This window comes from Bilifractor sp. LCP21S3_F8 (assembly GCF_052117805.1).
Classification (GTDB): domain Bacteria; phylum Bacillota; class Clostridia; order Lachnospirales; family Lachnospiraceae; genus Bilifractor.
In genome coordinates this window covers 16,951-29,688 of the sequence record NZ_JBQKIK010000016.1, presented here as the reverse complement: position 1 = coordinate 29,688, position 12,738 = coordinate 16,951, and the positions used below count along the sequence as shown (strand labels likewise).

Genomic DNA, 12,738 nt, shown 5'->3' with positions numbered 1-12,738 from the left:
ACGCGGGGAGCTTGCTCACCGGCGGGCAGGAACATTAGCGACGACAACAGGTATGAGCATGAAGTGACGCGCAAGCGGCACGAGAATGCTCATACCTGTTAGCGGTGCGAGAGCTGCGCAGCAGCGCAGCACCGCGGGGACTTATACACTTACACTGAATAAATAAGCTCTTCGAAAACGCATCCAGGCCGCCTGTCGCAAAGCGTGTGTAAGAGACTGGATGCGATTTCGAAGGCAACAGGTATGAGCACGAAGTGACGCGCTAGCGGCACGAAAGTGCGAATGCCTGTTAGGATTGCGAGAGTGCGAAGCACGGAGCAATCCGCAGCTTATACACAAGTCCAGTCGCAATGTTCCTGGCACGCGGGGAACCTGCTCAGTGTACATACCACCCGACCGGATTCTCCGGATGCAGATTAATATTAATCTGCTTCGTCTCCTGATATTCATCCAGTCCCTGTACACTCAGCTCACGTCCTATGCCGCTCTTCTTGTAGCCGCCCCATGGTGCCTGGCAGAAGGTAGGCTGATCGCAGTTAATCCACGTGATTCCCGCACGGAGTTCTCTGGTGACGCGAAGTGCTCTCGCGCCGTCCCGGGTGATCACTGCTCCGGCAAGTCCGTATTCCGTATCGTTCGCAAGCGCCACAGCTTCCTCCTCTGTGTGGAATGTAAGCACGCTCAGAACCGGTCCGAAAATTTCTTCCTTTACGATGCGCATATCCGGCCTGCAGTGATCAAAGACAGTCGGTTCGATGTAATAGCCCTTGTCGCATCCGTTCTCTGTATAACGTTTTCCTCCGCATACGAGCTCGGCACCCTCCTCAATTCCGGTCCTGATGTAGGACAGGATCTTGTTCATCTGGTCCTCGGAAACCACAGGTCCAAGATCCGGATTCTCCATTCCGGGGCCGATGGTAACTTTGGATGCCTTCTCAGCCAGACGTTTGATGAAGGCATCATGGATTCCATCCTGAATGATCAGTCTGGAAGTGGCCGAGCACACCTGGCCGCCGTTGAAAAAGATTCCGATCATGACCCATTCCACTGCGGCTTCAAGATCACAGTCATCGAAGATGACCACCGGAGATTTTCCGCCAAGCTCCAGACCTACCTTTTTCAGGTTGCCGGCTGCCGCCCGCGCGATTCCCTGACCGACCTTTGTGCTTCCGGTAAAGGTGATCATATCGACATCCTCACTCTCCGCGAACACATTTCCAACATTTGATCCGCTGCCCAGCACAAGATTTGCCGTTCCGGCGGGAAGCCCTGCCTCTTCAAAGAGATGAAACAGCTTTGCAGTGGACAGGGGTGCCTTGGAACTCGGCTTGAATACCAGGGAGTTTCCGGCTGCCAGACAGGGCGCCAGCTTCCAGCAGGACATCAGCAGCGGGTAGTTCCATGGCGTAATCTGCGCGCAGACACCCACCGGCTCCTTTACGGTCATATTCAGCATTTCGCCGAATCCGTTATTGGTCGCATAGGCACCGCCCTCCGGCTTATCAATCAGGCCGGCATAATAACGGAAGCATTCGGCGGCGTCTGAGACGTCACCCTCCGCCTCGCGGAGCGGTTTCCCATTGTCCAGGGTATCTGTCACGGCCAGATCATGGGCATTCTCATCGATCAGCTCCGCAATCCGATACAGGATTCCCGCTCTTGCCACACCCGGCATATCCCTCCAGGTGCGGTCTGTATAAAAGGATTTCTTCGCGGCGGCGATGGCTTCCTCCGCATCCTGCGGCACGCTGTCTGTCACAACACCGATCACACTGCCATCTGCGGGTCCGATCACTTCCTCTGTTTTCCCGGATACGGATTCCTTCCAGACACCATTGATATAATTCTTTACGACTTCCATCCGTTTCCTCCTTGTATATAGGTTTTGCGAGAGTACACAGCACGGATCCATCCGGAGCTTATGCCGCATGTGGTGCTATTCTTACATAGCGCTTACCCTGCTGCTCATGCAGACAACGAGATAAAACACGCTGCGCGAGTTTTATCTCGCTATCGCGACGCTCGCCGCACACGAATACTTCGCATTCGGCTGCGGCTCACTGTTCGTGTAATATTATTATCGTCTGAACTTACCTTATTTCGTAAGCTCAGACGATAATTATGATCCTGAACTTACTTTGCCGCTCTTACGTCCGCGAGCGACTCATCCAGTCTCGTGATAACATCCTTGATATCCTGCTCGGAGATAACTGCTGTCGGCTCGAAACGAATAGTCTTCGCGTTCACCAGTGTTCCCGCTGTCATGACCCTCCGGGCGAACAGGCCCTTAGCGGTCGCGTAGCCGACCTCGCAGTTCACGAACTCTACGGCGAGCATCAATCCTTCTCCGCGGACCTCCTGAATGATATCCGGATACTTCTCAGCCATGGACTGAAGTCCTGCCTTCAGAACCTTTCCTTTTTCTCTGCATACGCCCGGGATATCGTTCTTCAGCATATAGCGGATCGTTGCAAGTGCCGCCGCGCAGCATACCGGGTTTCCTCCGAAGGTCGGAGAGCCAAGCAGCCACGGGTTGTCGATCAGCTGCTGTCCCCACATCTTCGGCTTGAAAATGATTCCGGTGATCGGCATGATGCCGCCGCCGAAGGCTTTACCGAAGGTCATGATATCCGGAGTAACTCCCTCTGCCTCACACCTCCACATCGTGCCGGTACGGCCCATGCCGGTCTGGATCTCATCGAAGATCAGCGCAACGCCGGTCTCGTCACAGATGTCACGAAGCTGCTGCAGATATCCCTTCGGAGGAACGATGACTCCCGCCTCACCCTGAATCGGCTCCGCGATAACTGCCGCAACACTCTCACCGACTGCCTGAAGGTTCTTGATTGCCTTTCTTACATCCTCTGCGTTTCCGTACTCAACATGCTGTACCTGCTGTACCATCGGTGTGTACGGTACACGGTAGGTATCCTTGCCTCCTACAGAGATCGCACCCATGGATTTGCCGTGGAATGCGCCTACCATGGAGATGTACCATCTGCCGCCGGTAGCGATACGTGCCAGTTTCAGAGCCATCTCAACGGCCTCGGCTCCGCCGTTTGTGAAGAAGCACTGCTGCAGATCACCTGGTGTGATGTCCGCGAGTGCCTTTGCCAGATATCCTCTCAGCGGATCCAGCAACTCCTGTGAGTGAAGTGCCTGATGATCGAGCTGTTTCTTCACAACGTCCAGGATTTCCGGATTTCTGTGTCCGCAGGTGTAGATTCCGAAGCCGCCCAGACAGTCGATGAATTTCTCACCGTTCAGCCCGTATACGTACGCGCCGCCGTCCTCCCACTCGAGAACCGCTCCGCCTTCCGAATCGGAGGATACGGACTTTCTGTATTTCAGCCAGCCCGGGCTGACATAGTTGTTGAAGTAATCCAGCGTCTCAGCGACCATTCTCTTCTTCTCGTCTTTCGGAATGTCCTTGCTGTCCGTCTCGATAAGACCTATAATACGATCCAGATCCTTGATTGTCTTTGCTGTGTCTGCCATAGTTTTTTCCTCCTGTTTATAACTGTTGATAACTGTTGAAAACTCTGTAAACTGACAGTCCTATAACTGCAGGTCCTGTAACCGCAGATTCTGAAACAGCAGGTTCTGTTTCCGCAGATCCTTTCCCTGCGGATCCGGGCAGCTGTACATTCAGGCAGCAGCTGCTTCGGTTTCCTGCAGATACTGATAAAAAAAGCGCATCCGTCATGACGAGTGACAGATACGCCTTTGTATCGGTGCTGTTATATTTAACTGCTGATTATATTCTAGCAAAGTCCGAAACCCGTTGCCATTCCCGGATTCTGCGATTTTTATACTTGATTTCCGGTATTTGCAGGTACTTTCTTCCAGGATACCATAATCCTGTACGATCCCGTGATATCGCAGCTTCCCCTGGTAAATAAACCGACTTAAAATGAGGTGACAGAATAATGGATACCAATCATCTGCTGATCTTCAGTGATCTCCTGTACTCTTTGTATACTTCCAACGATGCAGAGGGAATCAACCACGATCTCCTTTCCTATCTCCGGATGCTGATTCCGAGTCCCTACGCCAGTCTTCTGACTGCGGACCCTGATGCGCCCCGCTTCACCTTCAATGGTGTGTACTGCGATCCGGCAGATTTTACCGCCGCGGAGCAGAAATACATCGATAACTACGAGGACGACGAAATCCAGTGGATGCTCCACTCCAAGGTCTCCACGGTGCTTCGGGAAAGCGATCTTCTAAAGAACGAAAGCCGCCTTCATTCCGCGATTTATGAAAAGTGTTACCGCCCATATCATATCTATGACACCCTTCAGATGTCGATCGTGTATGAACGGAAGTTTCTGGGCGTGATCACACTGTTCCGCACCCGGGAGGATCCGCCCTTCTCAGAAGACGACATGACGCTGCTGAAGTCTCTCGACAAGCATCTGAACTTCATCTACGGCCGTCTGCTTCTGAAAGCTCCGGACACATTTCCCGCAAATTCCGCATCCGCAGTCCTCACCACAGAACGGGCAGACGCCCTGATCGAAAAAGCCGCTCTGACCCGGAGGGAGGCTGAGATCGTCCGGCTTGTCATGAAGGCGCTTCCAAATGCACAGATCCGCGAACAGCTCCATATCACGGACAACACCCTGCAGAAACACATGCAGAACATCTACCGGAAGCTTCATATCTCTTCACGGCTGGAGCTTTTCCGGATCATGTCCGGAACGGACGGCGCAGGGACCGGTCTCTGACCGTCCCTGATTTTCCTTTCTTAATCATTCACCTGTTTACAAATCTTCAGCGCATCATTCGTGATTTTGCCGCAGCACATCGTGAAGACGACACGATTGTCCATGATCTCCTCCTCCGGCATGGTGAACAGATTCTCCTTCAGCACAATGATGTCCGCATATTTTCCCTCCTCGAGGCTTCCGATCCTGTCCTCCATGTGGTATGCGCGCGCGGCGTTGAAGGTATACCCGGACAGAACCTGCAGCATCGTCAGTTTTTCCTCCGGATTGAATCCGGTCGGATGATGCTGATAATCCTTTCGCGTGACTGCGGTATATATCGTCTGGAACGGATCAATGCCGACCACAGGAAAATCGGTTCCGATCGCCAGCGTTCCCGTCGCCTCGGCCATGGAGCGAAGCGGCCATTCATAGCGGATTCTCTCTTTTCCGATATGAAGGATCTTGCCGTTCTCATCCAGAACCAGATGTGCCGGCTGCATGGACGGAATCACGTGAAGCTTCCGGAAGCGCGGGATATCCGAGGGATCGATATTCTCGATATGCTCAATTGTATTGTGATAATCCCTGTCCCCGTTGGCGCGGATCGAATCCTCGAAGAGATTCAGCGCCATCCGGACGGAGCCATCCGCAATGCAGTGCAGCCTGACGGAAAATCCTTCCCTGTTTGCGGCAATGACAGACTGTCTGACGTCGTCATACTCCCGCAGAGGCACCCCGATTCCGCAGGTATCCGGCCGGTCCGTATAGGGCTTCAGAAGAAGACCGGTGTAGGTCTCTGTAACCCCGTCAAGGAATCCCTTCACACCCGGGATGTCAAACCACTTCCCGGCAAACTGCTTCTTCCATTTCTCTGCCGCGGAAAAATCCGTATAACCGAACAGACGCGGGAACAGGTACAGATGAGCGCTCATCCTGTCCTCTTCTGCCATCGAATGAATCATCTCACAGAGATGATTGTTCTCCTCATTGTAATCGGGTGCGAACATCTCGCTGAGCGCGGTGATGCCGTATCCGGCCAGAACCCTCTCGAAATCCTCAATAATCTTCCGATACTCATCATCCGGAAAGGTGCGGAACACCTTATCCGCAGGCTCATACGCGGCCGGCTCGATCAGCATTCCACTCAGCTCTCCATCCGGAAGAAGACCGACAGAACCGCTCTCAGGCTTCATGTCCTGCGTAATCCCGCACAGTTGAAGTGCCGCACTGTTCAGCCAGTAGCTGTGCGCGTCCGCGCATTTCAGCAGAACAGGACGGTCCGGAACCACCGCGTCGAGACTTTTTTTCGTCGGAAGCGTCGTCGTCCTCCACTTCGGAAGAAACCATCCGCTTCCCCGAATCACCTTTTCCTCCGGGTGCTTTGCCGCGTATTCTCCGACGATCCGCGCACAGTCGTCCTCGGAGACCGAATCCGCGATCTCACTGCACACATGCTCGCTGTTCTCCATGGCTCCGGTAAAAAAATGCGTGTGCGCATCGATAAATCCCGGCATCACCAGCCGGTCGCCGAAATCCAGAACTTTTATCCCATCCGGAAGCACCTCTACGTTCACATCATACGGAAGAATTTTCCGGATCACTCCATCCTCCACAAGAATCGACTCCGGGGAAGGCAGAGCGTCATGTCCGTTGTATACCGCCGTACTTCTGATCAAATATTTCATAAAATAAAGTCCTTTCGTTTGCTGCAGGCAGAAACTCACTGCCTGTCATTTACTGCAGGCGAAATCCACTGCACTGCCTTTCGTTTGCTGCAGGCGAAAACCCACTGCCTTCAGGCAGTGGGCAGTTGACGATCATCGTCTCACAAACTGAATTTCCGTCTGACCGCGTCCGTAAGATATTCCGCAGTGCCCTGCACGCCGAACAGACTGCTGTTGATCATGATGTCCTTATACCTCTTATCGTCCGGCAAATAGCCCGCGTAATGCATCTGATATTCATCTCTCGCGTCATCTACTGCCTTGATCATGCGGCGTGCCTCCTGCTCCTCCAGTTTCAGATCATAGATGCAGTGATGCAGTCTGTCCGAATAGGAAGCGTAGATATAGATATGCATCGTGTTCGGCATCTCAGCCAGAATAAAATCCGAGCACCGGCCGACGATAATGCAGGATTCCCTCTGCGCCAGAAACTTAATGATGTTCTGCTGTGTATGAAAAATCTTGTCCTGCACATCACTTGTGCCTCCGCCCAGCGGAAACTGCATCCGGGAGAACGGATTCTCGACGCCCTTCCTCGCCGATTCCTCCGATTCCTCAATCACCGAGGCCGGAAGATCCAGCTCCTGCGCGGCCTTCTCAATCAGATCTCTGTCGTAATACTCGACTCCCAGATCCTCTGCCATACGCTTTGCGATCGGTCTTCCCATGCTGCCAAACTGTCGGTTCACGGTTACCACAAATTTACTCTTGCTCATAATCATTCCTCTTTCTAAATAAACAACCGGACGGTATGAAGCGCCACGTACTGTATGGAGCACCACAGGCTGAGTGAAGCACCACGCGCTATACGGAGCACCACAGGCTGAATGAAACACCACGCGCTATACGGAGCACCACAGGCTGTACATGTCCGGCCACAGATTTCCTCCCACAACAATTGCCCGATCACTGCCTGTCCGGATATTTACGCATCTCATATCATATCCGATAACCTTCTGCGCTACATGACAAATCCGATAACCTGCTACGCTACATGACAAATCCGCAGACCAGATACGCAACAACCGAGGCACCGGCAGCTATCAGCACATAAGGCAGCTGCGATAGTGCGTGCTCCATGTTGTCGATGCCGGCGCTCTGCGAGGACAGAAGCGTCGCGTCTGTATAGAAGCACGCATGGCTTCCGAAAGCACCTCCGGAAATAACCGCGGCCATGATCAGAATCGTGTTCGCGCCAACCGCTGCTCCAAGCGGAAAAACAATCGGAGTTACGATAGCGCTCATGCCCCAGAGAGATCCGGTTGTGAATGCCAGAACTGCTACCAGAACGAAGGTAACCGCCGGGAACACAGATCTCGTAAGAACCGGCTCTGCAATCTGAATGATGAAATCCGTCATCTTCATGTCGGCCAGCACCTTTTCCAGAGAAAACGCCATGATCAGAAGGATCAGGATCGGAAGCATGTCGGCAAATCCCTTGCAGATCGTCGTATAGAAATCCTCCATGCGAATGACCTTTCTCGGAATATACATCACAAAGCAGACCAGGATGCCCACTACGACCGCCAGAAGCAGATTTCCCGTCGCGATCGCAAGAGCGACAAGCACACCCATTGGAATGATGAAATCCCAGATATTACCTTCCTCTGTGTATCCCTCTTCGTCATGGTTGTATTTACGGCTCTTTTCGCTGTATACCATACCGGTTTCGGCGACACGCTGGTACGCCTTCTTCATCGTACCCATCTTTGGCATGACACCAAGACAGAACAGGAACACAATCAGAAGGGTGAAAATCGGATAGAACAAATACGGAATGGCGTGCGTATAAGCCTGAAGACCGGTCGCATAGCCGAGCTTCTGCACGCTGTCCTGATCAGCGAAGATGCCCGCGTAGAAGACTGCCCATGTGGAGAACGGAAGCATCACGCATACCGGAGCGCCCGTCGCATCCAGCATGTAAGCCAGTGCCTCTCTCGGGATCTTTCTCTTATCATAGACACCTTTCATGCACACACCGATGGTCAGCACATTCAGATAATCATCTACAAAGATGAGAATGCCGAGAATGAAGGAAGTAAATAACGTCTTGCGTTCCGTGTTGCAAAATCTGGAAACAAGCCGTGAAAATCCATAGCTTCCCTTCGATGCCGTCAGCAGCGCAATCAGGCTGCCGAACAGGCCGCAGACGATGATGATCCAGACATTTTCAGCGAGTGTGTCCTGGATGAGCTGACACCACTTTGTCAGGAAACTCCCTTTATAATAAACCAGACACGCAAGCAGTGATCCTGCAATCAGAACCTCTGCGCACCTTTTTGTCAAGACCGCAATAACGATAATAGCCAGGATAATAAATACTGAAAGTAAACCGGTTGACATGTGCTTCACCTCACTACTTATCCAAAAACCAATCAACAGTTACTCTGGAGAGACGTCTCTGAATACCCGATACACAACACGATATATAACACAATATACACAATCCAAAAACCGTGTACAATCTTCCTCGCGCTTCGTGTGCGACAGTCCTCTCCGCATTATCAAACAGCCTTGCAGATGTCACGCAACGAGTCCAATCGACAGCTCTCTCCGCGCTATCAAACAGCCTTGCAGATGTCACGCAATGAGTCCAATCGTTCAATCGACAGTCCTCTCTGCGTTATCGGAAAACCTGCGAAAACAGAAAAGGGCATGCAGAATAAATCCACATGCCCCTTTGCACTGTCTGTATTCAGAATATAGGATACAAAAAAAGAAGTATCCGGCTGTCTGCCGACGATACTTCCTTGTATCACAGATGTCTCTGACTTTTCTTTATGGAGAATCATAACAACCTTTTTGCAGTATGACAATACCCGCGGTCCGGTATTTTTTTAACAGAAATCAGTTAGGTTATCGGCCTCTTCAAATTCCTTATACTGCCGCTCTGCCTTAGTTTTTTTCAACAGAAATCAGTTAGGTTATCGGCCCGCGGTTTTTCTGAAGAGCAGAAATTCCATGACTTAACGTTATCCGTGGGCAGCGATCACACGGCTCGCGCCGGTCTTCCGCCTTCTTCGACAGTTTTGATATCCTCCAGCACCATCGTCATGCTGCGGGCAAAGGAAGCGCCGGTGATTCCGCCGATGTGCGGACTGAAAATGATCCTGCGCGAGATCTCCCGCGGTTGTTCGAGCAGCACATGATCCTTCTGCACCGGCTCGCAGTCGAGGGTATCCAGCCCGGCCATCGCCAGCTTTCCGGATGCCAGGGCGTGAATCAGCGCATCATCCTCCACAAGCTCTCCCCTGGATGTATTCACGAAATATGATCCTTCCTTCATCTTGCGGAAGAAATCGAAGTCCGCCATGTATTCCGTTTCGGGAGTAACGGGAAGGTGCAGACTGACAATATCGCTCTGCTCCAGCAATCTGTCCAGCGGCAGATATTGCACGCCGTACTCCTTCTCCCTCTCTGCCGAGAGAGGATGTCTTTTATAATAGAAAATATCACGCGTTCCGTAAGCCTTCAGAAGGTGCGCGGTACGCCTGGCAATATTTCCGAATCCTACCAGCCCGACCGTGCAGTCGGACAGCTCCCTCAGCGATCCTGACCGGATATACCCGCCTTTTACCTGAATCTGCCGTCCGTCCCGGACCGCCTGGTCTCCGTTCACCACATCCCGCAGCATTCCAACCATCAGAAGAACCGTCTGCTCCGCTACCGCGGAAGCATTCATTCCCTGACTGCTGCAGACATAGATCCCGCGATCGGCAGCCGCCTCTGTGTCGATCTGGTCATAAGCCACTCCCTCAGAGTGAATCATCCGGAGATTCGGCATCCCGGCGATCAGGTCACCCGATACCCTGGAGATGGCATCCGACACAATGTACTCCGCATCCTTCGCCCGGGAAAGGTACTCGATATCCGTCAGCCCCCTCGGCATGTCTATGATCTCCAGCCTGGAGAGATACGGGTTTCCGGTTGCGTACTTCTCAATATTTCCCTTTTCCCCGATATGTAAAACCTTCATCAATAATTCCCTTTCATATATCTACTGTATAAGCTCTTCGAAAACGCAGACAGGATCGTCGCACGCGAAGCGCGCGTAAGAGACTGTATGCGATTTCGAAGGCAACAGGTATGAGGATGAAGCGCGAACGCGCGAAATCCTCATACCTGTAGGATTGCGAGAGTGCGAAGCACGGAGCAATCCGTAGCTTATACAGTGTGTAGCACAATGTATCTTTATCGTATATCCCTTCATTATCCCGACGCTGAGCTGCCGGAACTTGTACCTCCGCCGGTTGTTCCTCTGATACCCGTTCTTCCATGTCTGTTCTTCTGTCGATTTTTCTATTATGCACTTCTGTCATCAGAAGGTTCAAGACCAGAAGCGCCGAACAACAAGACAAAATCTATCTGTCCTTACCTGTCCGCTGTGCAGATTCGTCATATTTTCAGGAAGCTCTTCTGATTTTTTTGTTGATTCGGTACAGAAAATTGCCTGATTCTGCCATTCCCGTATTGACGAAATATCCTGAATACGATAGATTAATACTATGAAAGTATGTTAAATATTGCACAATCTTTCGGTAATCTGAAACAGACTCAGAAGTGATGACTCTGGGTGTTTTTTGCGGTATCCGCCGCAAAAGGGAAATGCAGTACTATTTATATTGACAAGGAGGATGTCAAGTTATGAAACGTCTGAAGGTTAACAAAGAAGCCGAGTGCATGAACTGCCTCACCTGCGTTCAGGTATGCGCGAATACCTATTTCAAGAGCGACGATCTGGATCTTGCCGCTCTGCGGATCGAGACGGTAAACGAAGTATTCCCCTTCGAGACCAAACCGGTAACCTGTATTCAGTGCGGCAAGTGTGCCCGGAACTGCCCGAAGAACGCTATCACACAGAACAAATTCGGCGTTTACATGGTGAACAAGAAACTCTGCACAGGCTGCGGAACCTGCGTTGAGGTCTGCCCGATGCATGTGATGAGAAAGGATCCCGCAACCGAAAAGGCATTCAAGTGCATTGCCTGCGGCAAGTGTGCGCAGGCCTGCCCGATGGACTGCCTGTTTATTGAAGAAAAGTGAAAATGGTCCGGAGCGACAGACGCCCGGTGAAGGCACACCGCGCAAGCGGGTCCCTCACCGGGCGTCTGTTTTATCCGCTCTCCGAAAACGCAGACAGGCTGCCTGCCGCGAAGCGCACGTAAGAGGCTGTATTCGAATACCTGTAGATTGCGGGAGTGCGCAGCACGGAGCAATCCGTAGCTTATACCGTTTGTGCCACGATGTAACATATGGTAGTTTACTGGGTGTGAAAAATTAATGAGTACTGATTATATCTTTACTGATCCAATCTTATAAAATATAAGGATTGATGATTGAATTGATTGAGATGAAATTTGAAAGGAATTGCTCAATGATTAAGAAAACAGCCGCAATTAACGACCTCTCCGGCATGGGACGCTGTTCTCTGGTGGCGGATATTTCGGTTCTCTCCGCCATGGGAATTTCCGTGAATCCGGTACCAACCGCTGTACTGACGGCGCAGACCGAATACACGGGATACTACTCCAGAGACTGCACCGCGGACCTGCCGCATTATCTCTCGCACTGGTCCTCGCTCCATGCCCGCTTCGACGGCATTCTGACCGGCTATCTGGCGGATTCCTCTCAGACCTCTTTCGTCAGGGATTTCCTCGAACAGTTCAAGACCGGGGAAACCACACTTCTGGTCGATCCCGTCATGGGAGATGACGGCTTCACCTACGCAAATTTTTCACCCGATCTGCTCCGCGACATGAAGGTTCTCGCCAAACAGGCCGATATCCTGACCCCAAACACCACAGAGCTCTGTCTTCTGACCGGTGCCGACCCCGCAGAACTTCTTTCCTCTCCCGCAGCGTCGCTTCTGGAACAGATCCGGGACCGGGCCCGTTCCCTTCTGAACAAGCCGGGAAAAACAATTCTTGTCACCGGTTTATCCGGGGAGCTCTGCAGTCACTCCGCTGACAGAACACAACCGAAGATTGGCAACCTGCTTGTGAACAGCGAGGGAGAAGCTCTGTATCTCTTCCCGCACGAAAAAGGGCACTTTTCCGGAACCGGCGATCTTTTCGCCGCCATTGTCCTCGGCGGACGTCTCAACGGATGGAGCTGGGACAGAACCGTCAGGACTGCCGGAAACTTTCTGTCCGCCGGCGTTCACGACTCCATCGCAGCCGGCACTTCCTTCCTCGACGGAATTAATTATGAAAGGTATCTTCCGATGCTGATGCCGGACATATGCTCTGACATCCGCTGACGAAATATGCATGGCTCTCTCAGACTCCGGTCTTCGCGTCTTT

Annotated in this window: 9 protein-coding genes; 3 read left to right on the top strand and 6 right to left on the bottom strand. The window is 52.1% G+C overall.

Annotation, left to right across the window (positions count from 1 at the left end):
* Nucleotides 1-376: 376 nt before the first annotated feature.
* Together ACTQ3A_RS08635 and ACTQ3A_RS08630 are read right to left on the bottom strand one after the other, a co-directional pair.
* On the bottom strand, nucleotides 377-1,861 hold the full coding sequence (locus tag ACTQ3A_RS08635; RefSeq protein WP_441494614.1) for an aldehyde dehydrogenase family protein: 1,485 nt from the start codon (nucleotides 1,859-1,861) through the stop codon (nucleotides 377-379).
* A gap of 272 nt (nucleotides 1,862-2,133) precedes the next feature.
* Entirely contained in the window at nucleotides 2,134-3,498 is a 1,365-nt protein-coding gene (locus ACTQ3A_RS08630; RefSeq protein ID WP_441494613.1) for a putrescine aminotransferase, read from the bottom strand.
* 431 nt (nucleotides 3,499-3,929) lie between these two features.
* Between ACTQ3A_RS08630 and ACTQ3A_RS08625 the strand changes: the two genes are divergently transcribed.
* The gene (locus ACTQ3A_RS08625; RefSeq protein WP_441100493.1) at nucleotides 3,930-4,730 is read left to right on the top strand and encodes a helix-turn-helix domain-containing protein; all 801 of its coding nucleotides are present in this window, start codon (nucleotides 3,930-3,932) and stop codon (nucleotides 4,728-4,730) included.
* A 20-nt stretch (nucleotides 4,731-4,750) separates the two neighbouring features.
* Here the strand turns inward: ACTQ3A_RS08625 and ACTQ3A_RS08620 are convergent, their stop codons facing one another.
* The 4 genes from ACTQ3A_RS08620 to ACTQ3A_RS08605 all read right to left on the bottom strand — a co-directional run bounded on the left by ACTQ3A_RS08620 (nucleotide 4,751) and on the right by ACTQ3A_RS08605 (nucleotide 10,412).
* A complete protein-coding gene (locus ACTQ3A_RS08620) occupies nucleotides 4,751-6,397 on the bottom strand; it encodes an amidohydrolase (protein ID WP_441494612.1) in 1,647 nt (548 codons plus the stop codon).
* Between the two features lie 140 nt (nucleotides 6,398-6,537).
* Nucleotides 6,538-7,152: an AAA family ATPase gene (locus tag ACTQ3A_RS08615; RefSeq protein WP_441100491.1), complete on the bottom strand. Its 615-nt coding sequence runs from the start codon at nucleotides 7,150-7,152 to the stop codon at nucleotides 6,538-6,540.
* 274 nt (nucleotides 7,153-7,426) lie between these two features.
* Nucleotides 7,427-8,779 (bottom strand): Na+/H+ antiporter NhaC family protein, encoded by a 1,353-nt coding sequence (locus tag ACTQ3A_RS08610; protein ID WP_441494611.1) that lies wholly within the window; start codon nucleotides 8,777-8,779, stop codon nucleotides 7,427-7,429.
* A 646-nt stretch (nucleotides 8,780-9,425) separates the two neighbouring features.
* Nucleotides 9,426-10,412, bottom strand: a complete 987-nt coding sequence (locus tag ACTQ3A_RS08605) for an NAD(P)-dependent oxidoreductase (protein WP_441494610.1) — start codon at nucleotides 10,410-10,412, stop codon at nucleotides 9,426-9,428.
* 668 nt (nucleotides 10,413-11,080) lie between these two features.
* Between ACTQ3A_RS08605 and ACTQ3A_RS08600 the strand changes: the two genes are divergently transcribed.
* Together ACTQ3A_RS08600 and ACTQ3A_RS08595 are read left to right on the top strand one after the other, a co-directional pair.
* Nucleotides 11,081-11,479, top strand: a complete 399-nt coding sequence (locus tag ACTQ3A_RS08600) for a 4Fe-4S dicluster domain-containing protein (protein WP_441494609.1) — start codon at nucleotides 11,081-11,083, stop codon at nucleotides 11,477-11,479.
* Nucleotides 11,480-11,810: 331 nt separating this feature from the next.
* Complete coding sequence (locus ACTQ3A_RS08595) at nucleotides 11,811-12,695, top strand: bifunctional hydroxymethylpyrimidine kinase/phosphomethylpyrimidine kinase (protein WP_441494608.1); 885 nt, start codon at nucleotides 11,811-11,813, stop codon at nucleotides 12,693-12,695.
* Nucleotides 12,696-12,738: the final 43 nt, after the last annotated feature.